Here is a 23056-nt window from a genome sequence, read left to right as displayed (position 1 = left end):
TCCTCGCCGACACCGGCGACTGTGTTGCACCCGGCCAGTATGGCACAGGCTATCACCGTAACCAAAATGATCCGCATCAGTTCGCCTCCTGCCACCACGTTTCGGGCATGAAGCCCGGCCAGTCACCGTAAATGGGCGTTCTCTCAGGATATTTCAGGTCCGAGGCATGTGCCAGACGCGAGATGGGCGAAAAGCTGACCGGAATAACGTAGCGCCCCGCCATCAGGATCCGGTCCAGCGCCTGGACCGAGGCCGTGAACTCTTCGGCATCTTCGGCTTGGACCATCCGGTCGATCATCGCCTCGGCGGCGGGGCTGGACATGCCCATCCAGTTGCGCGTGCCGGGTTCGGTCACGCCCTGCGATCCCCAGTAGAGCCGCTGCTCGTTGCCCGGGGACAGCGACAGGCCGCGCTCATACCAGGCCATGTCGAACTGGTAATTGTTCGTCCGCTCGACATATTGCGCGGAATCCAGCAGCGTCACGCGGGGCGTGATGCCAAGCGGGCGCAGGGCCTCGACATAGATGTTAACGATCTGCTGCGTCTCGGACGAGGTCCGCATGGCGGTGCCCGACTGGTTCAGCAGGATCTCGAAGGCGAAGGGCTGGCCCGCCGCGTTGCGCATCTGGCCGTCCTGCACGGTCCAGCCGGCCTCCTCCATCAGTGCCAAGGCGCGGCGCACGGCGCCCCGGTCCATGGCGCGGTCGCTGCCCTCGGGCAGGCTGTAGCCTTCCAGCGTGCCGGGCGGCAGTTCGGCGGCAAAGGGTTCCAGCAGTTCGGCCACGCGGCCCGTGGCGGGGCCGTGATCCATTCCCAGAACCGAGTTCGAGAAATAGGACGTGATGCGCGGGTCCGCGCCGCCGTTCAGCGTCTGGTTGATGAAGGGGAAGTTGAACATCTCGATCATCGCCTGACGCACCCGCCAATCGTCAAAGATCGGATTGCGCGTGTTCATCACCAGACCGACGATCCCCGAAGGACGCTGGTTCGGAATTTCGGACAGCGTCACGTCGCCCCGCGTCACCAGGGGGAAATTGTATTCCTGTGCCCAACGCTGCGCGCTCAGTTCGCGCCAGACCGTCACCTCGCCCGCCTTGAACGCCTCGAACATGGCATTGGCGTCTCCGAAGTAGTCATAGCGGATCACGTCGAAATTGTGCAGGCCCTGCGTCACCGGAAGATCGTTGCCCCAGTAATCCGGATTGCGCCGGAAGGTGATCACGCGGCCCGGATCGACGCGGTCGATCACATAGGCGCCCGAGCCGATGGGCGGCTCGAGGCTGCTGTCGGTGAAGTCCTTGCCCTCCCATTGCGCCTTTTTCAGGATCGGGCGCAGCCCCATCAACAGGGGCAGTTCGCGGTCGATCTCGGAGAAGGTGAAGCGGATGCTGCGCTCGCCCGTCTGCTCCATCGAGGCGACCTTGGCCCATGCCGAATGATAGCGCGGATGGCCCTGCGTTCCGAGCGTCTCGTAGGACCACATCACGTCTTCGACGGTGACCGGGCTGCCATCCGAAAAGCGCGCCTCGGGGCGCAGCGTGAATTCGACCCAGGACCGGTCGGGCGCGGTCTCGACCGTCTCGGCCAGAAGACCATACAGCGTGAAGGGCTCGTCGATGGAGCGCATCATCAGCGATTCGGCGACATGCACCCCGACGCCCCAGGCCGCGTTCCCCTTGAGCACCCAGGGCTTGAGGCTGTCGAATCCCCCCGGCTCGGCCAGGCGAATCGTGCCCCCCCGAGGGGCCGCGGGATTCGCATAGGGCAGGTGATCGAAGCCCTCGGGCAGGGCAGGTTCTCCATAGATAGCAATGCCATGGGCCGGCTCGGCGAGGCTTGCCAGCGGCATTGCTGCAACACCGATTCCGAAGGCCGCGATCACGGGAACGAGACCCCTGATCGCGCATTCGTTAAGGATTCCGAAGATTCGCATCGCCCGCTGCCTCGTTCCGTTTTCTTTGCCGGCGATATCAACAGCCTTGCAAAGGATGCGTCAACCAAGGGGGGAAGAACTCTGTTGGACTCGGGCGAACACTCGCGTATAAATAACGCACTGCTCGATAGGTTTCTTGCCTGTATGAAACCTGCCTCATGACTTGCGCCCGCCTTGTGCGGGCGCTTTTTTTTGCCCATGCTGCGCCTGCGAAACCGGCGGGAGGGCGCCTTGCGTTTCGCGGCAGGCAACCGAGGAGCAGCCGATGTTTCAGAAATTCCTGACGGGCAAGACCGCCATCGTGACGGGCTCGAATTCCGGCATCGGGCTGGGCGTGGCCACGCGGCTGGCCCATGCCGGGGCCGATGTGGTGCTGAACAGCTTCACCGACCGCGACGAAGATCACGCGCTGGCCGAAAAGCTGGCGGCCGAACACGGCGTCAGCGTCCGATATATCGCCGCCGACATGTCCAAGGGCGATCAATGCCGCGCCCTGGTCGAAAAGGCGGGCGCCTGCGACATCCTGGTGAACAATGCGGGCATCCAGCATGTCGCCGCCATCCCGGATTTTCCGGCCGAGAAATGGGATGCGATCATCGCGATCAACCTCAGCTCGGCCTTTCACACCACGGCGGCGGCGCTGCCGATGATGCGCGCGGCGGGCTGGGGGCGGGTGATCAACATCGCCAGCGCCCACGGGCTGACGGCCAGCCCCTACAAGTCGGCCTATGTCGCGGCCAAGCACGGCATCGTCGGGCTGACCAAGGTCACGGGTCTGGAAACCGCGCGCGAGCCGATCACCGCCAATGCGATCTGTCCGGGCTACGTGCTGACCCCGCTGGTCGAGGCGCAGATCCCCGACACGATGGAGAAATACGGCATGGGCCGCGAGGAGGTGATCGAGAAGGTCCTGCTGGAGCGTCAGCCCTCGAAGGATTTCGCCACCACGGACCAGCTTGGGGACACCGCCGTCTTCCTGTGCAGCGACGCGGCCGCCCAGATCACCGGCACCACGATCAGCGTGGATGGCGGCTGGACCGCGCTGTGAGACGACCGGTTCAGGAACTTGTGATCGCCTGAGACGTTCGCCTGTCAGATCGACGCATAAATGACGAAGGAGACGGGCGATGAAAGGTCTTGTGGCATGGTTTCTGGGTGTGCCGTTCTTCGTGATCATCCTGCTGTATCTGTTCGGCATCTTCTGATCACGACCGGGAACGGCATCCCGACATGAGAAAGGCGCCCCGCGGGGCGCCTTTTTCGTGTCGGCAGGGCGGGTCCTGTCAGGTCAGGGCCTCGGCGATGGCGGCGCTGTCGGCATTGGTCAGCGTCTTGGCCAGTTCGCGGCGCAGTCGGAACTGCAGCTCCTTGTGGTAATGCTTGCGCATCACGCCAAGGGTCGAGGGATCGGCGACGATCACGATGTCCTCGACCTTGTTCTTCAGCACCAGCCCGTTCAGGTGACGCGTCAGATCGACCGCGAATGCGGCCTCTTCCTCGTCGCGGGGGGTGTTGATTTCGTCCAGTTCCGGGGTCGTCGCCGGATCGGCAAGGCTTTCGGGCGTGATGCGCCGAGGGTCCGCCAGATCGATGCCGTGGCGGGCCTGGTTGCGAAAGAGGGTGGCGGAATGGCCGTCGGCCACCACGACAAGCGCGTTATGGGGCAGCATCGGGATTCTCCTTTTTGCTTCTGCTCGCCCCGTCTCAACGCGCCCGGTCAGGCGGGGTTGCAGCCTTCGCAGAACCGGCGGATCCGTGCCACCGCCTCTGTCAGGCGTTCGTCGCTGGTCGCATAGGAGACGCGGAAATGCGGGCTGAGGCCGAAAGCCGCGCCGAAGACCACCGCCACGCCTTCCTCGTCCAGCAGCGCATTGGCGAAATCCTCGTCGCTGTCGATGGGCCGCCCGCTGCGCGAAACCGTGCCGATCAGCCCCGCGATCGAGGGATAGACGTAGAACGCCCCCTGCGGCACCGGGCAGTCCAGACCGGGGCAGGCGTTCAGCCCGGCGACGACCAGATCGCGGCGGCGCTGGAACACGGCGCGGCTGTCGCGGATGTACTCCTGCGGCCCTTCCAATGCCGCCTCGGCGGCGTATTGACTGACCGAGCAGGGATTGCTGGTCGATTGCGATTGCAGCATCGCCATGGCCTTGATCAGCGCCTGCGGCCCCGCGCCATAGCCGATCCGCCAGCCGGTCATCGCATAGGACTTGCTGACCCCGTTCATGGTCAGCACCCGGTCCGTCAGGCGCGGCTCGATCTGGGCGGGGGTGCAGAATTCGAAATCGTCGAAGACCAGATGTTCATAGATGTCGTCGGCCAGCACCCAGACCTGGGGATGGCGCAGCAGCACGTCGGTCAGGGCCTTCATCGCCTCCCGGTCATAGCCGGCCCCCGACGGGTTCGAGGGCGAGTTCAGGATCAGCCATTTCGTGTGCGGCGTGATCGCGGCCTCCAGCGCCTCGGGCGTCAGGCGAAATCCCTGATCGGCGGGGCAGGGGACGACGACCGGAGTGCCGCCCGCCAGCAGCACCATGTCGGGATAGCTGACCCAGTAGGGCGCCGGGATGATCACCTCGTCCCCCTGATCCAGCGTCGCCATCAGCGCGTTGTAGAGGATCTGCTTGCCCCCGGTCCCGACCGTGATCTGCGAGGGCGCGTAATCCAGCCCGTTCTCGCGCGCGAACTTGGCCGCGATGGCGCGCTTCAGCGAGGCCGTGCCATCCACCGGCGTATAGCGGGTATGGCCCGCATCGATGGCGGCCTTCGCGGCGTCGCGGATCGTCTGGGGCGTGTCGAAATCGGGCTCGCCCGCCGACAGGGCGATGATGTCGCGCCCCTCGGCCTTCAACTCGGCCGCGCGGGTCGTCATGGCGATGGTGGGCGAGGGCTTGATCTGGTCGAGTCGGGCGGACAGGATCGCCATGGCGGGCCTCGTGTTTGTCATCATGCCCGTCAGGGCTTACGCTGATGAAGATGAACGGGCAAGGATGGGCAGGATGGACAGCGACATCTACGGCGACACCGTGGCGACCCTGGGCGATCGGCTGACCGCCGCGCGAGAGGCTGCGGGCCTGAGCGTCGAGGATCTGGCCGACGAGCTGGGCGTGCGGCCCGAAACGCAGGCGGGATGGGAGGTCGATCAGGCCGAACCCGGCGCGCCGCTGATCGGTCAGATCGCCGCAAGGCTGGGTGTCACGGCGCAATGGCTGTTGACGGGCGAGGGCGAGCCGCCGCAAGAGAGCCCCCGACAGGCGGCGCTGGTCGAGGAACTGGCGGCGCTGAGGGCGCTGCTGGCCGAGGCCGAGCGGCGCATAGATCGTTTGCAAGAGGCACTGAGCCATGGATGACACCGCCACCGAATCGCCCGAACATCGCCTGAAGCGGCTGCACATGCGCAGCTGGCGCCGCGGCATGAAGGAGATGGACCTGATTCTGGGCCATTTCGCGGATGACCGGCTGGCCCGGCTGGAGGCCGCCGAACTGGACCTCTACGAGCGCCTGCTTTCGGAAAACGATCAGGATCTCTATCTGTGGGTAACCGCGCGGATCGGGGCCGAGGCGCCGGCCGGGCGCAGCCAGCCCGATCCGGTGCTGGAGCCCATGCTGGACGTGATCGCCGCGCATGCTGCAGCGCGTTTCGCCGCTGACTAAAATTCTTCGTATTGGGGCGCGGAATAATATGAGCGATTAACCGGCAATTCGGCTTTTGCTGTCATCGTCAGATCATGACGAACATGACAGGACGGCGAAAGATGCTTGCCCAAGCCCCGCAGGATCCGCGATCCTCCCTTGGTCTGCCCCAGGACGAGGCCCTCTCGGACACGTCCGAGGCCTATCTCGAGGCGTTGCGCCTGCTTGAACGGATGCACCGGCTGATGCTGGATCTCGTCAAGGACGAATTCGAGCGGCTGCGCCAGACTGACCTTACCCCCGTGCAGGCGATGATCCTCTACAATCTGGGCGAGGCCGAGGTCAGCGCGGGCGAGCTGCGGTCCCGCGGGATGTATCAGGGCTCGAATGTCAGCTACAATCTCAAGAAGCTGGTAACGATGGGCTATGTCCATCACGAGCGCTGCGATCTGGACCGCCGCTCGGTCCGCGTGCGGCTGACGGCCGAGGGCCAGCGCATCCGCGAGATCGTGCGACGGCTCTTTCTGCGCCACGCACAGGGTCTGGCCATGTCGGGGGTGCTGGATGATCCGCCGCTTGACGAGGTGAACATGCAGACCCGCCGCATCGAACGCTTCTGGAGCGAGCAGATCCGCTACATCTACTGACGGCATGTCCGGCGCGACCTTGGGCCGCGCCGGAAACCGGGGTTCACCAATGGCCGGTATTTTCTATGCTGACCCAAGGCTCTTGCGGGGGCAGGTGGTCGCCCTCCTGCAGCAATTCGATCGAGACGTTGTCGGGGCTGCGGACAAAGGCCATGTGCCCGTCGCGCGGCGGGCGGTTGATCGTGACGCCCGCATCCATGAGCCGCTGGCACATCTCGTAGATGTTGCCGACGCGATAGGCCAGATGGCCGAAATGGCGGCTGTCCGAGGGAAGACCCTCGTCGCCATCCCAGTTGTAGGTCAGTTCGACCGGGCATTCCGGCTGTCCCGGCGGCGCCATGAAGACCAGCGTGAAGCGGCCCTTCTCGTTGTCGATGCGGCGCGTCTCTTCCAGGCCCAGCAGGCGGAAGAAGGCCATCGTCTTGTCCAGATCCTTCACGCGGACCATCGTGTGCAGATAGCGGATGTTCATGGGGACTCCTGTTCTTGCGCGCAGAGGCTGCCACGGCCCTGCGCCGGGTTCAACGTGGAGCATCCCCCGGAGGTTGCCGGCGACCCTGTCGCGGAGGTTGCCGCAGACCGCATCTTGACTTAGGACGAGGGCACCGCGACCGCCCGAAGGGCGGTTCATCACGATCGCCTGAGAGGACCCTCTGCCATGCCCCTGACCCCCGAACAGCAGGCCGAGATCGAGTCCGAACGCGCCACGCCGCGCCAGACGCTGCGGGCGGTGTCGCCGGGGATGGAGGCGCGCCTTTACACCGCCCATCCGGTTCTGGATCACGGCTTCGTCCGGGTCATCGACTATATGGGCGACGATGCGGCGATCTGTCAGGCGGCGCGCGTCAGCTACGGCAAGGGGACGCGCTCGGTCCAGAACGACGAGGGGCTGATCCGCTACCTGATGCGGCACTGGCACTCGACGCCGTTCGAGATGTGCGAGGTCAAGTTCCACGTCAAGCTGCCGGTCTTCGTGGCGCGCCAGTGGATCCGCCACCGCACCGCGAATGTGAACGAATATTCGGCCCGCTATTCCATCCTCGACCGCGAATTCTACATCCCGCGCGCCGAGCATCTGGCCGCACAATCCACCCAGAACAACCAGGGCCGCGGCGAGGTTCTGCAAGGCGCCGAGGCGCAGCGCGTCCTCGATCTGCTGCGCGAGGATGCGATGCGCAGCTACGATCACTACGAATCGATGCTGAGCCAGGACGGCCAGCAGGGCCTCGCTCGCGAATTGGCGCGCATGAACCTGCCCGCCAACATCTACACCCAGTGGTACTGGAAGGTGGATCTGCACAACCTGCTGCATTTCCTGCGGCTTCGGGCCGATTCCCATGCCCAGTACGAGATCCGCGCCTATGCCGACCTGATGTGCGAGATCGTGGCCGATTGGGTGCCGGCGGCCTTTGCGGCCTTCCGCGATTACCGGATGGATGCAGTCAGCCTGTCCGCGCAGGGCGCCGAGGCGCTGCGGCGGCGGCTTGCGGGTCAGGTCGTGACGCAGGAGAATTCCGGCATGGGCGCCCGCGAATGGCGCGAATTCGTCGAAGCCTGGGGCGAGTGATCAGCGCTCGAGCACCAGCAGGTTGCCCTCGAAACTGACGCGCGCGAAGCGGCGCAGATAGGACATGCCCAGCAGCGACACGCCCAGATCGCTGTTCAGCACCACCGCCCGCACGTCGCGGTCGACGATGTCGCCGATGGCGAATTCGCGGATCGTCACGGGCGCGGTCGGCACCTGGCCGTTCGCGGTGACGGCAAGGCCGGTATAGGTCAGCCGGTCCGGGTCCAGTCCGATCCGGCGCGCATCGTCCGGTGCCAGCGCCACGCTGGTGGCGCCGGTATCCACGACGAACTCGACCTCAACCCCGTTCAGAAGCGCGCGGATGTGGAAATGGCCGCCGCGCCCGGCCGGGACTTCGATCCGGTTGCCCTCGAAGACCTGCTGCTGCGGCTGGTTGCGGCTCATCCACCAATCGGCTGCGACGGCGAGGCCCGCGAAGATCACCAGCCACAGGATCAGCTGGCGCAGCGCGCGGCCGCCCCGGCCCGACAACTCGAAGAGCATCGCCCCGCCGATCACCACCAGCAGCAGCGTCAGATAGGCCAGCCGGGCGATCTCGTCCCCCGCCATCAGACCAGACCCGTCCCGATCAGCCCGTCGATGACGAACTGGACCGACAGGGCCGCGAGCAGCATCCCCAGAAGCCGGGTCACGACCATCGTGCCGGTGCGCCCGAGTGCGCGCGCAAGCGGCGTCGCCAGCACGAAGAGCAGCATCGCGATGCCAAGGACCGCCAGCATCATCACGTTGATCATCACCACATGGCCGACGCCCCGGCCTTCGCCCACCAGCAGGATCATTGTGGCCAGCGCGCCAGGCCCGGCCAGAAGCGGCATGGCCAGCGGAAAGACCGAAGGGTCGTGGCCGGGCGGGTCGGCCTCGGCCTGACCCTCGCGGCGTTCGGTGCGCCGTTCGAACAGCATGTCCAGCGCCGTCAGGAACAGAAGCAGCCCGCCCGCGATTCGGAAGGCGGGCAGCGAGATGCCGATGCCGGTCAGGATCGCCTCGCCCACAAGGCCGAAGAGCATCAGCAGGATCGCCGCCACGACCAGCGCGCGCAGGCCGATGCGGCGACGTTCCGCCGCGCTCATGTCGGGGGTCAGCGCGATGAAGATCGGTGCCAGCCCCACGGGGTCGATGACCACGAAAAGCGTCACGAAAGCGGTGATGTAGGTGGCCATGTCCATGCGCCCTTATCGCCCGTTCGCCGCGCCGTGCCAAGCCGCCGCGCCTGCGGCGGGACGCGCAGGCATCCCGATGCAGGGGGCGGGGGAGGCGTCGGCATCACGGCCTCACGGGAAAGGGCTTTGCAATCCGCGTTGCGAGAAACTAAATCTGGGGCGCGGGCGGTCGGGCCGCCCGCAGAGGGAGTTTCTCATGTTGAACAATATCGGCCTTCCCGGCCTTCTTCTGATCGCGGTCGTCGTGCTGGTGCTGTTCGGGCGCGGCAAGATCTCGTCGCTGATGGGCGAGGTCGGCAAGGGCATCACCGCCTTCAAGAAAGGCGTCAAGGACGGCTCTGACGAGGTCGACAGCGCCTCGCAGGAAGCCACCCGCGATCTGCCGGGCGCCGTTCCGGGCGATCGCGCGCGCGACGTGACGCCGGGGACGACCCCGACGCAGGGTACCGACCGCAACTGATCCGCGAAAGGCGCGTCCCATGCTGGACATCGGCTGGACCGAACTGCTTTTGATCGGCATCGTGGCGCTGATCGTGGTCGGTCCCAAGGATCTGCCGCATCTGTTTCATTCACTTGGCCGGATCACGGCCAAGCTGCGCGGCATGGCACGCGAATTCAGCTCGGCCATGGAGGATGCGGCCAAGGGTTCGGGGCTGGACGAGGCGGCGGGAACGCTGCGCGACGTCAAGTCGCTGACCTCGAAGAAGGCGCTCGGCCTTGATGCGCTGGACCGCGCCACCGAGCGTTTCGAGAAATGGGAGCCGGGCCGCCCCGCCCGCCATCAGGACAGCGCGCCGAAGCCTGATCCGGCGGCGCCTGCCCCTGCGCCAGCAGCCCCGGCCGAGGCCAAGGCACCGGATGCGGGCGATCCCGCGCCCGCGCCGCAGCCTCAGGGGCGCCGGCTTCATGCCGTGCGCCGCTCTGACATGAAAGACCAGTGACTTGGCCGCAAAGATCCCGCAGGACGACGATATCGACGACAGCTCTGCCCCGCTGATCGAGCATCTGGCCGAGCTTCGGACCCGCATCATCTGGTCGCTGGTGGCGTTCATCGCCGCGATGGTGCTGTGCTACACGGTCTGGAACCCGATCTACAACTTCCTGACCCGCCCCATCTGCGCCGCGCTGGAGGATCGCAGCCAGGAATGCGGCCTGATCCTGCTGAAGCTTCAGGAAGGCTTCTTCGTCGCCATCCGGATCTCGCTGCTGGGCGGCTTCGTGCTGGCCTTCCCGGTGATCGCCTACCAGATGTGGCGCTTCGTGGCGCCGGGCCTCTACCGCAACGAGAAACGGGCCTTTCTGCCGTTCCTGATCGCCTCGCCAGTGATGTTCTTCATGGGCGCCGCCTTTGCCTATTACATCATCCTGCCAATGGCTTACGCGTTCTTCCTCGGATTTCAGCAGGGGCCGCTGCAACTGCCTGACGATCCGGCGGCGGCTGCCGATACCGCATCGAACATGGCCGCCATCGTGTTTCAGGGATCGGTCGACGAATACCTGTCGCTGACGACCAAGTTCATCCTGGCCTTCGGCCTGTCCTTCCAGTTGCCGGTCCTGCTGACGCTGATGGGCCGGGCGGGACTGGTGTCGGCGGCGGGTCTGGCCAGCGCGCGCCGTTACGCGGTGCTGGCGATCCTGGTCCTGGCGGCCCTGGCGACGCCGCCGGACGTGATCTCTCAGGTGGTGCTGTTCACGGTGGTCTACGGGCTTTACGAGATCTCGATCCAGCTTGTCCGCCGCATCGAGAGGCGCCGCGAGGCCGAATTGCGCGCGCAGGGCCTGTGGGTCGAGGACGAGCCGTGAGCCGCGCGTCCCTGGACCGCATCGCCGATGCGCTTGAGCGGCTGGCACCCCCGCCGGTGCCGCTGCCAGACCTGACGGGCGCGGATGCCTATGTCTGGCATCCCGATCCCGACCGGCTGGAGCCGGTGGCGCGGGTGGACCGCGTGGACCTGACGCAACTGATCGGCATCGACCGGTCGCGCGACACGCTGCTCGCCAACACGCTGCAATTCGCGCGCGGGCACGGCGCGAACAACGCGCTGCTCTGGGGCGCGCGGGGGATGGGAAAATCCTCGCTGGTCAAGGCCGTCCATGCCGAGGCCGTGGCGCAGGGCCTGCCGCTGATCCTGGTCGAGATCGCACGCGACGACCTGTCCTCGGTCGGGCGGCTTCTGGCGGTTCTGGGCGCGGCGCCTCGGCACCGCTTCCTGCTTTTCGCGGACGATCTGTCCTTTGGCCATGATGACGCGCAATACAAATCGCTCAAGGCGGTGCTGGACGGGGGGATCAGCGGGCGTCCGGCGAATGTGATCTTTTATGCCACGTCGAACCGGCGCCATCTGATGCCGCGCGACATGATCGACAACGAACGTTCCAGCGCGATCCATCCCGGCGAGGCGGTCGAGGAAAAGGTCTCGCTGTCGGACCGCTTCGGGCTGTGGCTGGGCTTCCATCCCTGCGATCAGGACCAGTATCTAGCGATGATCCAGGGCTATTGCGCGGCGGCGGGGCTGGTCATCGACCCCGACAGGCTGCGGGCCGAGGCGATCGAGTGGCAGGCTACGCGCGGGGCACGATCCGGCCGGGTTGCCTGGCAATTCTTCTGCGATCTGGCGGGCCGTCATGGCCTGTCGCCCTGACCGCTCATTCCGCTTGCCTCGTCAGTCCCTTGCGGGTTTCATGCCGCCATGACCGAACGTGGCGCCCTTCATGTCCTGACCGGAACCCGCATCCGCGAGCGGCGGCTTGCCCTGTCGCGCAGGCAGGCCGAGGTCGCACGCGCGGTCGGCATCTCGCCCGCCTATCTGAACCTGATCGAACATAACCGCCGCCCGGTCACGCCCGAATTGCTGGGCAAGCTTGCGGCCGAATTGCAGGTGCCCCCCGACGAGTTGTCCGAGGGCCGCGAAGAGGCGCGCATCGCGGCGCTGCGCGAGGCGGCGGCGCATCCTTCCTCGCAGGGGGTGACGCCCGAACTGGATCAGGCGGCCGAATTTCTGGCCCGCTTTCCGGGCTGGTCGGCGTTGCTGCTGGCGCAGAGCCGCCGCGCCGTTGCGATGGAGCGCCAGTTGATCGACCTTTCGGACCGCATGACGCATGACCCCTATCTGCTGGCGGCGCTGCACGAGGTCCTGTCGGCGGTGACATCGCTGCGCTCGACCGCCTCGATCCTGGTCGAGGAGGACGAGATCGCCCCCGAATGGCGCGCGCGCTTCCATGCCAATCTGGCCGAGGACAGCCAGCGCCTGTCCGTCACCGCGCAGGAGCTGGTCCGTTACGTCGACAGTTTCGAGGCCGAGGGCACGCCCCTGACGCCGCAGGAAGAGGTCGAGGCCTGGCTGGATGGCGGCGCGGGCGATCCCGACAGCGCGCCCGAACTGGCCTCGGACGCGGCGCGGGCGCTTGCCTCGCGCATCGCGCGCGAGATGCTGGCCGACCGGATCGAGTTGCCCGATGCGCGGCTGGCGGCGGTGCTGAACGCCACGCGGGCGCGCGATCCGCTGCTGCTGGCGGGCGATATGGGGCTGCCGCTGGATCTGGTGATGCGGCGGCTGGCGATGCTGCGCCCTGCGGGCTACGAGGGCGCAGGTCTGGTCATCTGCGACGGTTCCGGCGCGCTGACCCTGCGCCGCGCCGCGCCCGGCTTTCCGCTGCCCCGACCGGGCGATGCCTGCCCGCTCTGGCCGCTTTATCTGGCGTTGGCGATGCCGCAGACGGCGATCGCGCGTCATGTGCTCACCCCCGAGGGGCGGTTGTTCCGCTCGCTCAGCTTCGCCACGCGCAGCCAGCCTCTGGGGCTGGACGGGCCGGTCCTGCTGCGCGGGCACATGCTGCTGCTGCCCGCCGAGGGGCCTGCGCCGGCCGATGCGCTGCTGGTCGGCCCGGCCTGCCGCATCTGCCCGCGCAACGAATGCCCTGCCCGGCGCGAGCCCTCGATCTTGGCGCCGATGCCCGCGCGCCAGCCCCGCACGCCCGCCCGTTCGCGCGGCTGAGACCACGCGGGCTTTGACACAGGGGCGCTTTCCGGCCCATTATCTGCCCGCGTTGAGGGGGAGGCGCCGGATGGCCATGGACATCCTGATGATCGAGGATGAGCCCAACATCGCCGAGGCGGTGCGGTTCATCCTGACGCGCGAGGGCTGGCAGATCGGGCTGCATGACGACGGAGCGGGCGGGATCGAGGCGATCACGCAGCAGCGCCCGCGTCTGGTGATCCTGGACCTGATGCTGCCGAACCGTTCGGGGGCCGAGATCCTGGGCGACCTGCGCGCGGCCGACGATCCCGATCTCGCGGCGACGCCGGTCCTGATGCTGACCGCGCGCGGCGAGACGACCGAGGCCGGACAAAAGGCCGATGCGGTCCTTGCCAAGCCCTTTGCCAATGACGAATTGCGCGCGATCGTGCGCCAGATGCTGGGATGAGAGGGGCGCGCGGCATCGCCCCGCGGCCCGCGCCCACCCTCGCGCTGCCCGCAGGGAAGGGCCATGCCTGACAAGCCGCTTTTCCTCGAACGTGCCTCGTTCCACCGCCGCCGTCTGGGCGACGCGGCGCGGGTTCTTCCCGTCCTGTCCTCGGCCCTTGTGCTGGTGCCGGTCTGGTGGGCGCCCGCCCTGGTCAGCTTTGCGGGCGGGGTTCTGTGGTTCTTCCTGCTCTGGGCGGGGCTGATCCTGGCGGTCTGGGCGCTGCATCGCGCGCTGCTGAGGGCCGAGGCCGCGACCATGCGCGCCAGCGAGGCCGTCGCAGCGGGCCAGAGCCGCCCCGAGGGCAAGGCGCAGGCCCGCCCGGCCCAAGGCGATGCACGCCAGAATACGGGGGGCAGCCCGGATGCCCTTTGAGACGCTGCTGGCGATCTGTCTGGCCTATGTGGTCCTGATGTTCGTGGTGGCCTTCGCCGCCGACCGCGCGGCGGCGCGCGGCCATGTGCGCTGGCTGGATCATCCGCTGGTCTACACGCTGTCGCTGTCGGTCTATTGCTCGGCCTGGACCTTCTATGGCGCGGTCGGCTACGCCTCGCGCTCGGGGCTGGAATTCCTGACCATCTATCTTGGCCCGACGCTGGTCTTCACCTGCGCGTGGTGGGGCCTCAGGCGGCTGGTGCGGGTGGCGCGGATGCACCACGTCACCTCGGTCGCGGACCTCGTCTCGGCCCGGTTCGGCAAGTCGAACAGGCTGGCCGCGCTGGTCACGCTGATCGCGGTGATCGCTTCGACCCCCTATATCGCCCTGCAACTGAAATCGGTCAGCCTGTCCTTCGAGGTATTCGCCACCGACACGCCCGAGGCGCCGATCATCAACGGCGCCACGCTTGGCGGCACGGCGGGCTGGGTCGCGGCGGGTCTGGCGCTGTTCACGATCCTCTTCGGCACGCGCAACCTGGCCGCGGACGAGCGCCATCACGGCGTCGTCACCGCCATCGCGCTGGAGGCCGTGGTCAAACTGCTGGCCTTTCTGGCGCTTGGCGTCTTCGTGGTCTGGGGGCTGGCGGACGGGCCGGCCGACATCATGGCCCGCATCGCCCGCGCCGCCGAGGCACCCGAGAATGCCGAAGGCTGGCTTCTGCGCGCCGATCGCTGGACGGCGCTGAACATGGTGGCGGCGGCGGCGATCCTGACCCTGCCGCGCATGTTCCAGGTGATGGTCGTCGAGGCCGCCGACGAAGAGCGCCTGACCGTCGCGGGCTGGGCCTTTCCGGCCTATCTGTTCGCCATGTCGCTGTTCGTCATGCCCATCGCCGTGATGGGGCGGGAGCTTCTGCCGGCCGAGGCGAACCCGGATCTTTACGTGCTGACGCTGCCCGCCACGCAGGGTCAGGACATGCTGGCGATGCTGGTCTTTCTGGGCGGCTTCTCGGCGGCGACCTCGATGGTCGTGGTCTGCGCCATCGCGGTGGCGACGATGGTGTCGAACCACTGGCTGGTGCCGCTGTGGCTGGCGATGCGCAAGACGACCGAGGGCGAGGCGACCGATCTGCGCGGCTTCGTTCTGAACGCAAGGCGCCTGGCCATTCTGGCGGTGGTGGCGGCCGGCTGGGTCTATCATCAGGCCTCCGAGGGTTCGGCCGCGCTGGCGGCGATGGGGCTGGTGGCGTTCGTCGGCATGGCACAGGTCCTGCCCGCGATGATCGGCGGCCTTCTGTGGCGCGGCGCCAACCGCAAGGGCGCCTATGCCGGGATCGGCACCGGCTTCGTTCTGTGGATGGCGCTGATCTTCCTGCCCTCGGTGGGGATGGGGGGCGATCTGCCGGTGCCGGGGGTGATGGATCCCTGGGCCGCGGCGGTGTTCCTGTCGCTCTCGGCCAATACGCTGGCCTTCATCGCGGTCTCGATCTTCGGCTTTCCCGACCCGGTCGAGCGCCTTCAGGGCCTGAGCTTCGTCTCGGCGGTCGAGCCGATCCGCCACAGCCGCATGATGCGGTCGGACGACCGGGCCGAGCCCCTGCTGGCCATGGCCCGCCGGGTCTGGGGCCCCGAAGAGGCCCTGCGCTACTTCCAGGCCGAGGCCCGCGCCCAGGGCAAGTCCGGCTATCTGCCCGATCTGACCCCGCGTTTCCTGACGCGGCTGGAACGCCGCTTGGGCGGCTCGATCGGCTCGGCCACGGCGCATGCGATGATCGACCGCGTGGCGGGGGGCGTCGCGCTGACGGTGTCGGACCTGCTGCAGGTCGCCGACGAGGCGCAGCGCGCCAAGGAAGAGACGCAGAGGCTGGAAAGCGCGCGGGCCGAGCTGGCCGTCACGGCTCGGCAGCTGCGCGAGGCCAATGACAAGCTGACCGCGCTTTCGGTCCAGAAGGACGCGTTTCTCAGCCAGATCAGCCACGAATTGCGCACGCCCATGACCTCGGTCCGGGCCTTCTCGGAAATCCTCAAGGATCCCAGCCTGACGCCCGAGGAGCGCGCGCGCTTCGCCGGGATCATTCATGACGAGGCAGGCCGTCTGACGCGCCTTCTGGACGATCTGCTGGACCTGTCGGTTCTGGAAAGCGGGCGGGCGCAGCTGTCGATCTCGGTCGCCAACCTGCACGACCTGATCAACCGCGCGCTCAGCGCGGCCTCGGCCACCCGCCCCGAGCGCAGCTTCCTGATCGACCGCGACATGAGCAGCGAGCATCTGGGCATCATCACCGATGCCGACCGGCTGCTGCAGGTGCTGATCAACGTCATCTCGAATGCGCGCAAATATTGCGATTCGGCGCGTCCCCTGCTGATCGTGCGCGTCCAGAACCTCGAGGCCGACGGCACGATCATCGACATCATCGACATCATCGACAATGGCAGCGGCATCGACAGCGCGCGTCAATCGCTGATCTTCGAGAAATTCGCCCGCCTGAACGATCCGGCACGGGCGGGCGGGGCGGGTCTTGGTCTGGCCATCTGCCGCGAGATCATGGCGGCGCTTGGCGGTGACATCTCGTATCTGCCGGGGCAGGGGGGCGCGGCCTTCCGCATCACGCTGCCCAAGCGCCCCCCGGTCGGGGTCGCGGCGTCGGGAAGCTCGGCTGCGTAAACCCTTTCTCAACCCTTGGCGTGCAGTCTGGCGCGGATGAAAGGGGATTCGGGGCGCGATGACGATCCAGCACGATGACAGCGACCGCGATCCGGGGCAGGCCGTGCCGCCGGGGGCGATGCCGGGGCTGCTGCGGCGCATGCTGGCGGCGCGGCACCGGACGGAGCGCGATCAGGGCAAGCCGCCGCAACTGCCCAAGGCCTCGCCCGTCACGCCCGCGCGCGCGGCGGCGACGGCCTGCGGGCGCGTGGCGGACAGGCTTTACGGGCTGGCGGTGCGGCCGCTTGCGGTGGAACCGGGGGCGATGACGCTGGCAGAGCTGCCGGAATTGCTGCCCGAACGGGCGCTTCTGGCGGTGCTTCAGGGACCGGGCGATTGCATCGGCACGCTGGCGCTCTGCCCCGAGGTGGTGGCGGCGCTGGTCGAGGTTCAGGCCCTTGGCCGCGTCACGTCGCGCCCGGTCGAACGCCGCCGCCCGACGCGCAGCGAATCGATGCTCTGCACCGACTTCGTCGATGCGCTGATGGCGGAATTGCAGCTGTCGCTGCAGGGTCTGCCGGGCTTTCACCAGATGCCTGGTCTGCGTTTCGCCACCGCGCTGGACGATCCGCGCCCCCTGTCGCTGATGCTCGAGGACAGGCCCTTTCGCAGCATCGCCTTCCATCTGTCCCTTGGCGGCGCCGAGGCGCGCGAGGGGCGGATGCTGCTGGTCATGCCCCAGTCTGACGAGGCCCAGCCGCTTGCGCCGCCGCCGCCCGCCGCCGCTCCATGCGAACCCGCCGCGCCGCCGGCCCGGACGATGCCTGACATCCCGGTCGAACTGGTCGGTATCCTCTGCCGCCGGACGGTGACATTGGGGGAACTGCGCGGGCTGGGCGCGGGCAAGCTTTTGCACCTGCCGCGCGTGCGGCTGGGCGATGCGCGGGTCGAGACGCTGCAGGGCCAGCTGCTGGCCAGCGGCAAGTTTGGCGAATACGAGGGGTGCCACGCCATCCGCCTGCACGACCCCCATGCCCCTGCAGCCGGTGGCGCGACGCCCGATGCCGTGATGCACGGCCTGACGGGCCCCGACCCCCTGCTGCCCCCGCCGGCCGGCCACGACCATCCCGAATTCGGCGAAGACCCGTTCCGCCCCGAACCGGCCCCCCCGATCCCGATTCCGCTGCCCGTCGGGCGCGTCGCCGGATGACCCGCCATGCGGCTTGGCGCTTTTTCCTTGAATTCCTGCCGTTCCGGACGCATTTAACAGCCGTCCCGAATCCTGCGGGGCGACTTCAGCGGAGTGAACATGGCCAAGGAAGAAATGCTCGAATTCCCCGGCGTCGTGAAGGAACTCCTGCCCAATGCGACATTCCGGGTCGAGCTCGAGAACGGCCATGAGATCATCGCGCATATGGCAGGCAAGATGCGCAAGAACCGCATCCGAGTTCTGGCAGGCGACAAGGTTCAGGTGGAAATGAACACCTATGACCTGTCCAAGGGGCGGATCAATTATCGCTTCAAGTGAGACGGGCAGCGACGCCCCGCAAGGGGCCGTGATGCCGGCCCGTGACCGACCGCGGCTGATCCTCGGATCGGCCAGCCCCAGGCGGCTGGAATTGCTGGGCCAGATCGGGATCGTCCCCGACGCGCTGCGTCCCGCCGATATCGACGAGACCCCTCATCCGGGCGAAGCGCCGCGCGATTACGTGCGGCGGATGGCGCTTGGAAAGGCCGAGGCGCTGAGCATCGCGGCGGACGAGGCGGTGCTGTGCGCCGACACGACCGTCGCGGTGGGCCGGCGCATCCTGGGCAAGCCCGTGGATCGGGACGAAGCCGCCTGCTTCATGCGCCTGATGTCCGGGCGCAGGCATCTGGTGCTGACCGCCATCGCGCTGCGCCATGACGGGCGGACGCGCCTGCGTCTGGTCGAGACCAGGGTGCGGATGCGGCCGATCGAGCCCGCCGCACTGGACCATTATCTGGATGTCGGGGACTGGCAGGGCAAGGCGGGCGCCTATGCCATCCAGGGCGCGGCCGCGGCCTTCATTCCGTGGATCCAGGGTTCGTTTTCCGCCGTCGTGGGCCTGCCGCTGTCCGAGACGGCGACGCTGCTGGCCTCGGTCGGCATCCATCCGGCTCGGAAAGGACGTGACGCATGAAGGGCAGACAGGTCGTTCTGGGAAGGCTCTTCGGGCAAGAGGCCGCCGCGCTGGTCGAGGATGGCGTTCTGGTCGACCTGCTGCCCTCGGCCGAGGCGCTGACGCCGCTGGCGCCGGGCGCGATCTGCCGTGCGGTGACCGACCGGCTGATGAAGGGCCAAGGCGGCGCCTTCCTGCGGCTGCCCGACGGTCAGACCGGCTATCTGCGCGACCGCAAGGGCCTGGGCGAGGGCAAGCCTGTTCTGGTTCAGGTGACGGGCGTGGCCGAGCCGGGCAAGGCGGTGCCGCTGACCTCGCGCCTGATCTATCGCGGGCGGCATGTGCTGGTGACACCGGGCGCGCCGGGTGTGAACGTCTCGCGCCGCGTCCGCGACCCCGAGATCCGCGACGCGCTGCAGGATCTGGGCGAGACCGCGCGCGGTGCGCGCGAGCACGGGCTGATCCTGCGAGGCATCTCCGCCGAGGCCGACCCCGACGAGGTCGCCGCCGAGATCGTCGAATTGCTGGACCTGGCCGATCAGATCGGCGCCGAGGCCACCGGCGCGCCCGAATTGCTGCTGGATGCGCCTGCTCCCCATGAACTGGCATGGCTGGACTGGGGCGATCCCGAGCCCGACGCCGTCGAGGAGGGCGAGGACAGTTTCGAACGCTGCGGTGTGCTGGATGCGGTGGATGCGCTGCTTTCGCCCCGGGTCCTGCTGGGCGGCGGCGCGGATGCCTGGATCGAGCAGACGCGCGCCCTGGTCGCCATCGACGTGAATACCGGCAGCGACAACAGCCCGGCCGCCTCGCTCAAGGCGAATATCGCGCTGGCCCGCGACCTGCCGCGACAGCTGCGCCTGCGTGGTCTTGGCGGGCAGATCGTCATTGATTTCGCGCCGATGCCCAAGCGCGACCGCGGCACGCTGGAACAGGTGCTTCAGGCCGCCTTCCGCAGCACGGGGGCCGAGGTGACGCTGACCGGCTGGACCGCGATGGGACTTTTCGAGATGAACCGCAAACGCGATCGCGTGCCCCTGCGCCGGCTGGCCGAGGCTGCTTCCGAGGTCCGCTGATGGCCTGCCCGATCTGCGCCCGCCCGGTCGATCCGCGCTATCGTCCATTCTGTTCGAAACGCTGCGCCGATGTCGATCTGGCGAAGTGGCTGCGGGGCGATTACGTCGTGCCCGGCGAGCCCGTCGAGGATCTGCCGCCCCGTGACGACGAACCGCCTTCGCGCGACTGAAAAAAGTGCGATTGGGTCTGGACAGCGCCGTCGCTGCTTCGTAAACACCGCTCACCCGACGCGAAGCAGCGTCGAAACGGTGCCCGGATAGCTCAGTTGGTAGAGCAGCGGATTGAAAATCCGCGTGTCGGCGGTTCAAATCCGTCTCCGGGCACCATTTGTTTCAAGCAAGTAGCCGACTGCATTTTGAGCGTCATTCATGCTCGGCAACAGGGTTCGCGACATTCCCGTTCTACTCTTTTCCGCCTTGGACTGACCGCAAGCGCCTTCCGCCCGGCTGCCATTCGCCTGCGGCATATCGAGCATAGCAGGGGCAAAAGCGCGGGTAATACGCAAGCGCCGTTTGCCTTCGGGGCGCGATCAGCCTTTGGCGGTCTTGGTCTGGATCGAGTGGAAGGCCTCGAACTGGGGCGCTCCGGCATGAAGCTTGCGTGTCTCGCCGGCATTGGCATGGGCGGCACGGAACTGGTCCGAACGTGTCCAAGCGCGAAAGCTGTCCTCGTCCCGCCAGATCGTGTGCGACGCGTAAAGCCGGTGGCCGTCGCCTTCCGGGCCCCTCAGCATGTTGAACTCGACGAAACCCTCCATCTCGTGAAGGCGGCTGTCGCGGTTCAGCCAGAGGTCCTCGAAGGCCTCGGCATTCTCGAGGGGGACGATAAAGCGGTTCATCGCAAGAAACATCGGTGGCTCCTGACCTGCTGGTCCTGATCGTTCGGGATGGCTGGCGATTGCTGGCGACGCACCCTTGCCCGAGGAGCGGCCGCGGTCAAGAGCCGGGGGCGGGTCTTGCCGACCTGCGTGCCGCGTCCTAGGCTGGACCCATGAGCGCGCGACCACGGATCGAGATTCACTATTGCACCGGATGCAACTGGCTGTTGCGGGCGGGCTGGATCGCGCAGGAATTGCTGCAGACCTTCGGCACCGATCTGGCCGAGGTCGCGCTGGTGCCGGGGCAGGGCGGCATCTACCGCATCACCGTCGATGGCCACGCGATCTGGGACCGCAAGGCCGATGGCGGATTTCCCTCGGCCGCCCAGATCAAGCAGCGCCTGCGCGACGTGATCGCGCCGGAGCGCGATCTGGGCCATGTGGACCGCTAGCGCCTAGAGGCTGTTGTAGAGCGCCAGATCCTCGGCCATGGCGGCGCGCAGGGATGCCTCGTCCTCGGGCGTCAGGCGCACATCGACACTGGGCGGCACGTTGATGCGCGGCAGTTCGATCATGCAATCCAGGCGGTTCTCGAGGAAATCGATGAAGGCGTCGATCCGGTCATAGCGGAAGATGCGGTCGGCGCGGTGCTGGCCGCTCAGAAGGAATTCCGACTGGCTGCCGATGCCCAGTGCCGCCCGCCCGCCCGGTGCGACATAGCGGCGCGCGAAATCGGCGAAGCTGACGCCCTCCATTGGGTGGGTCGGGTCGTCGCTGTCGTCGCGCAGCTTGAAGCGGTACCAGCTGCGCAGCCAGTCGAGCGGTTCGCGCATCAAGGCGACGGTGGTGAAGGTCTCGCCGGTCTGCTCGGTCAGCCAAGGACCCAGATGGCGGTGAAAGCTGGCGATGCCGGTATGCTTGAGCGCCTCGGGCCGTTGCAGCGAGGCCGAGGCGAGGGGTTCCAGCGCCATCTCGATCGCGGTCGATCCCGTCTTGGGTGTTGCCAGAAAGACCAGTCGCTTTTCCCAGAAGATCAACATGCTTGCCGTCATTTCCATCGTGAAGGGTTTTCCCAAAGGGGAATAACGCGCCGCCGTGTGGCTGTAAACGGTTTGTTAACCGGCTTGGGGTGATGCTTGGTCCGGGCGAATCGACTTCCTGCGACGGGACGCTTGAAACCGGGGACGAACTGGTCCAATTATGGTGAACAAGACATGAACATCCGGCTGGTCCTGCGATTGCCCCGCCGGGAGGGCTGTGGAATAACAGGGTAACGACATGGCACAGGCGAGCATTTTCGACATGAGTGACAAGCGCAGCGCGGACAAGCAGAAGGCGCTCGACAGCGCCCTGGCGCAGATCGAACGGCAGTTCGGCAAGGGCTCGATCATGAAACTGGGCAAGGACAACCCGGTGGCAGAGATCGAGGCGACATCGACGGGCTCTCTGGGTCTGGACATCGCGCTTGGCATCGGGGGGCTTCCCAAGGGCCGGATCATCGAGATCTTCGGGCCGGAAAGCTCGGGCAAGACGACGCTGACGCTGCATGTCGTGGCCGAGGAGCAGAAGAAGGGCGGCGTCTGTGCCTTCGTCGATGCCGAACATGCGCTGGACCCGCAATACGCCAAGAAGCTGGGCGTGAACCTCGATGAGCTGCTGATCAGCCAGCCCGACACGGGCGAGCAGGCGCTGGAGATCGTGGACACGCTGGTCCGCTCGGGCGCGGTGAGCCTCGTGGTCGTCGACTCGGTCGCGGCGCTGACGCCCAAGTCCGAGATCGAGGGCGATATGGGCGACATGCAGATGGGCAGCCAGGCCCGCCTGATGAGCCAGGCGATGCGCAAGCTGACCGCCTCGATCGGGCGCAGCAACTGCATGGTGATCTTCATCAACCAGATCCGCATGAAGATCGGCGTGATGTTCGGCAACCCCGAGACGACGACGGGCGGCAACGCGCTGAAATTCTATGCCTCGGTGCGTCTGGACATCCGCCGCACGGGTGCGGTGAAGGACCGCGACGAGGTGACCGGCAACACGACGCGGGTCAAGGTCGTCAAGAACAAGGTCGCGCCTCCGTTCCGGCAGGTCGAGTTCGACATCATGTATGGCGAGGGGATCAGCAAGGTCGGGGAATTGATCGACCTGGGCGTGAAGGCCGGCGTGGTCGAGAAGTCGGGCGCCTGGTATTCCTATGGCGACGAACGCATCGGGCAGGGCCGCGAGAATGCCAAGCAGTTCCTGCGCGACCGGCCCGAAGTGGCACTGGCCATCGAGGACAAGATCCGCGCCAGCCATGGCTTGGAATTCGGTGTCGACGGGGGCGAGGACGAGGCCCTGACCGAGGACTGATCGCAACCTTGCGGCGCGCGCAGGTATGCCTGCGCGCAAGACCTTTCTCCCTGTGGCCGGTGCGATGCGCCGGCCACACGGCTGTTTGCGCCCTGCCTTGCTGGACAGCGCTGCGGGGCGCGGTTAGACCGTTGCGCAGGCCGGCGATGCCGGACAGACCCGTTTTGCGATGAAGGCCCGCCATGCCCAGTCTGAATGACATCCGCCAAACCTTCCTTGGCTATT

Annotated in this window: 28 protein-coding genes and 1 tRNA gene; 21 read left to right on the top strand and 8 right to left on the bottom strand. The window is 67.1% G+C overall.

The genetic code is table 11. The annotated features are described in order from the left end of the window. Positions 1 to 76: 76 nt before the first annotated feature. Positions 77 to 1933, bottom strand: a complete 1857-nt coding sequence (locus tag QAR72_RS05895) for an extracellular solute-binding protein (RefSeq protein WP_442953556.1) — start codon at positions 1931 to 1933, stop codon at positions 77 to 79. A gap of 265 nt (positions 1934 to 2198) precedes the next feature. Between QAR72_RS05895 and QAR72_RS05890 the strand changes: the two genes are divergently transcribed. After that, positions 2199 to 2981, top strand: a complete 783-nt coding sequence (locus QAR72_RS05890; protein ID WP_304616436.1) for a 3-hydroxybutyrate dehydrogenase — start codon at positions 2199 to 2201, stop codon at positions 2979 to 2981. 235 nt (positions 2982 to 3216) lie between these two features. Here QAR72_RS05890 and QAR72_RS05885 read toward each other — a convergent pair whose 3' ends face one another. Continuing rightward, complete coding sequence (locus QAR72_RS05885; RefSeq protein WP_304616435.1) at positions 3217 to 3603, bottom strand: baeRF12 domain-containing protein; 387 nt, start codon at positions 3601 to 3603, stop codon at positions 3217 to 3219. A 47-nt stretch (positions 3604 to 3650) separates the two neighbouring features. Continuing rightward, positions 3651 to 4859: a pyridoxal phosphate-dependent aminotransferase gene (locus QAR72_RS05880; RefSeq protein WP_304616478.1), complete on the bottom strand. Its 1209-nt coding sequence runs from the start codon at positions 4857 to 4859 to the stop codon at positions 3651 to 3653. Positions 4860 to 4932: 73 nt separating this feature from the next. On the opposite strand from QAR72_RS05880, the gene QAR72_RS05875 reads away from it, so the two are divergent. The 3 genes from QAR72_RS05875 to QAR72_RS05865 all read left to right on the top strand — a co-directional run bounded on the left by QAR72_RS05875 (position 4933) and on the right by QAR72_RS05865 (position 6213). Beyond that, on the top strand, positions 4933 to 5283 hold the full coding sequence (locus QAR72_RS05875; protein ID WP_304616434.1) for a helix-turn-helix domain-containing protein: 351 nt from the start codon (positions 4933 to 4935) through the stop codon (positions 5281 to 5283). Beyond that, on the top strand, positions 5276 to 5587 hold the full coding sequence (locus tag QAR72_RS05870) for an FAD assembly factor SdhE (RefSeq protein WP_304616433.1): 312 nt from the start codon (positions 5276 to 5278) through the stop codon (positions 5585 to 5587). Before QAR72_RS05875 ends, QAR72_RS05870 begins: the two co-directional genes overlap by 8 nt. A gap of 212 nt (positions 5588 to 5799) precedes the next feature. Beyond that, the gene (locus QAR72_RS05865) at positions 5800 to 6213 is read left to right on the top strand and encodes a MarR family winged helix-turn-helix transcriptional regulator (protein WP_304616477.1); all 414 of its coding nucleotides are present in this window, start codon (positions 5800 to 5802) and stop codon (positions 6211 to 6213) included. Between the two features lie 43 nt (positions 6214 to 6256). Here QAR72_RS05865 and QAR72_RS05860 read toward each other — a convergent pair whose 3' ends face one another. Next, positions 6257 to 6685 (bottom strand): VOC family protein, encoded by a 429-nt coding sequence (locus tag QAR72_RS05860; protein ID WP_304616432.1) that lies wholly within the window; start codon positions 6683 to 6685, stop codon positions 6257 to 6259. Between the two features lie 186 nt (positions 6686 to 6871). Here QAR72_RS05860 and thyX point away from each other — a divergent pair, with 186 nt between their 5' ends. Further along, positions 6872 to 7780, top strand: coding sequence for an FAD-dependent thymidylate synthase (thyX, locus tag QAR72_RS05855; protein ID WP_304616431.1), 909 nt, complete (start codon positions 6872 to 6874; stop codon positions 7778 to 7780). Here the strand turns inward: thyX and QAR72_RS05850 are convergent, their stop codons facing one another. Then, positions 7781 to 8350 carry a retropepsin-like aspartic protease family protein gene (locus QAR72_RS05850; protein ID WP_304616430.1) on the bottom strand — a complete coding sequence of 190 codons (570 nt, stop codon included), beginning with the start codon at positions 8348 to 8350 and terminating at the stop codon, positions 7781 to 7783. It abuts the gene before it with no gap. Then, positions 8350 to 8967, bottom strand: a complete 618-nt coding sequence (locus tag QAR72_RS05845) for a MarC family protein (RefSeq protein WP_304616429.1) — start codon at positions 8965 to 8967, stop codon at positions 8350 to 8352. The genes QAR72_RS05850 and QAR72_RS05845 overlap by 1 nt, the downstream gene beginning before the upstream one ends. Before the next feature lie 190 nt (positions 8968 to 9157). Here QAR72_RS05845 and QAR72_RS05840 point away from each other — a divergent pair, with 190 nt between their 5' ends. The 14 genes from QAR72_RS05840 (at position 9158) to QAR72_RS05775 (ending at position 19991) form a co-directional block, all read left to right on the top strand. Continuing rightward, positions 9158 to 9421 carry a twin-arginine translocase TatA/TatE family subunit gene (locus QAR72_RS05840; protein WP_304616428.1) on the top strand — a complete coding sequence of 88 codons (264 nt, stop codon included), beginning with the start codon at positions 9158 to 9160 and terminating at the stop codon, positions 9419 to 9421. Between the two features lie 19 nt (positions 9422 to 9440). Further along, on the top strand, positions 9441 to 9902 hold the full coding sequence (gene tatB, locus QAR72_RS05835) for a Sec-independent protein translocase protein TatB (protein ID WP_304616427.1): 462 nt from the start codon (positions 9441 to 9443) through the stop codon (positions 9900 to 9902). 1 nt (position 9903) lies between these two features. Then, the gene (tatC, locus tag QAR72_RS05830; protein WP_304616426.1) at positions 9904 to 10764 is read left to right on the top strand and encodes a twin-arginine translocase subunit TatC; all 861 of its coding nucleotides are present in this window, start codon (positions 9904 to 9906) and stop codon (positions 10762 to 10764) included. Continuing rightward, a complete protein-coding gene (locus tag QAR72_RS05825) occupies positions 10761 to 11603 on the top strand; it encodes an ATP-binding protein (protein ID WP_304616425.1) in 843 nt (280 codons plus the stop codon). The genes tatC and QAR72_RS05825 overlap by 4 nt, the downstream gene beginning before the upstream one ends. A gap of 48 nt (positions 11604 to 11651) precedes the next feature. Beyond that, positions 11652 to 12956, top strand: a complete 1305-nt coding sequence (locus tag QAR72_RS05820; protein ID WP_304616424.1) for an XRE family transcriptional regulator — start codon at positions 11652 to 11654, stop codon at positions 12954 to 12956. 70 nt (positions 12957 to 13026) lie between these two features. Next, positions 13027 to 13386, top strand: coding sequence for a response regulator transcription factor (locus tag QAR72_RS05815; RefSeq protein WP_304616423.1), 360 nt, complete (start codon positions 13027 to 13029; stop codon positions 13384 to 13386). Between the two features lie 63 nt (positions 13387 to 13449). After that, positions 13450 to 13800 (top strand): hypothetical protein, encoded by a 351-nt coding sequence (locus QAR72_RS05810; protein WP_304616422.1) that lies wholly within the window; start codon positions 13450 to 13452, stop codon positions 13798 to 13800. Next, positions 13790 to 16468, top strand: coding sequence for an ATP-binding protein (locus tag QAR72_RS05805; protein ID WP_304616421.1), 2679 nt, complete (start codon positions 13790 to 13792; stop codon positions 16466 to 16468). Before QAR72_RS05810 ends, QAR72_RS05805 begins: the two co-directional genes overlap by 11 nt. Before the next feature lie 58 nt (positions 16469 to 16526). Continuing rightward, positions 16527 to 17657 carry a FliM/FliN family flagellar motor switch protein gene (locus QAR72_RS05800; RefSeq protein WP_304616420.1) on the top strand — a complete coding sequence of 377 codons (1131 nt, stop codon included), beginning with the start codon at positions 16527 to 16529 and terminating at the stop codon, positions 17655 to 17657. Between the two features lie 99 nt (positions 17658 to 17756). Continuing rightward, a complete protein-coding gene (gene infA, locus QAR72_RS05795; RefSeq protein ID WP_036636451.1) occupies positions 17757 to 17975 on the top strand; it encodes a translation initiation factor IF-1 in 219 nt (72 codons plus the stop codon). Positions 17976 to 18006: 31 nt separating this feature from the next. Next, complete coding sequence (locus QAR72_RS05790) at positions 18007 to 18609, top strand: Maf family protein (RefSeq protein WP_304616419.1); 603 nt, start codon at positions 18007 to 18009, stop codon at positions 18607 to 18609. Further along, a complete protein-coding gene (locus tag QAR72_RS05785; RefSeq protein ID WP_304616418.1) occupies positions 18606 to 19664 on the top strand; it encodes a ribonuclease E/G in 1059 nt (352 codons plus the stop codon). Before QAR72_RS05790 ends, QAR72_RS05785 begins: the two co-directional genes overlap by 4 nt. Continuing rightward, positions 19664 to 19834 carry a DNA gyrase inhibitor YacG gene (locus tag QAR72_RS05780; RefSeq protein WP_304616417.1) on the top strand — a complete coding sequence of 57 codons (171 nt, stop codon included), beginning with the start codon at positions 19664 to 19666 and terminating at the stop codon, positions 19832 to 19834. The genes QAR72_RS05785 and QAR72_RS05780 overlap by 1 nt, the downstream gene beginning before the upstream one ends. A gap of 81 nt (positions 19835 to 19915) precedes the next feature. Then, a tRNA-Phe gene (locus QAR72_RS05775) sits at positions 19916 to 19991 on the top strand. Positions 19992 to 20194: 203 nt separating this feature from the next. On the opposite strand, the gene QAR72_RS05770 is transcribed toward QAR72_RS05775, so the two are convergent. Further along, positions 20195 to 20515 (bottom strand): antibiotic biosynthesis monooxygenase family protein, encoded by a 321-nt coding sequence (locus tag QAR72_RS05770; protein WP_304616416.1) that lies wholly within the window; start codon positions 20513 to 20515, stop codon positions 20195 to 20197. A gap of 140 nt (positions 20516 to 20655) precedes the next feature. Here QAR72_RS05770 and QAR72_RS05765 point away from each other — a divergent pair, with 140 nt between their 5' ends. Next, entirely contained in the window at positions 20656 to 20934 is a 279-nt protein-coding gene (locus tag QAR72_RS05765) for a SelT/SelW/SelH family protein (protein ID WP_304616415.1), read from the top strand. A 3-nt stretch (positions 20935 to 20937) separates the two neighbouring features. On the opposite strand, the gene QAR72_RS05760 is transcribed toward QAR72_RS05765, so the two are convergent. Further along, positions 20938 to 21522: a hypothetical protein gene (locus QAR72_RS05760; protein WP_304616414.1), complete on the bottom strand. Its 585-nt coding sequence runs from the start codon at positions 21520 to 21522 to the stop codon at positions 20938 to 20940. Between the two features lie 238 nt (positions 21523 to 21760). Between QAR72_RS05760 and recA the strand changes: the two genes are divergently transcribed. Beyond that, positions 21761 to 22831 (top strand): recombinase RecA, encoded by a 1071-nt coding sequence (gene recA, locus QAR72_RS05755; RefSeq protein ID WP_304616413.1) that lies wholly within the window; start codon positions 21761 to 21763, stop codon positions 22829 to 22831. Positions 22832 to 23056: the final 225 nt, after the last annotated feature.

Origin of the sequence: Paracoccus sp. (in: a-proteobacteria), from assembly GCF_030604785.1 — a bacterium.
Taxonomy (GTDB): domain Bacteria; phylum Pseudomonadota; class Alphaproteobacteria; order Rhodobacterales; family Rhodobacteraceae; genus Paracoccus.
This window is presented reverse-complemented; position numbering and strand designations above follow the sequence as displayed.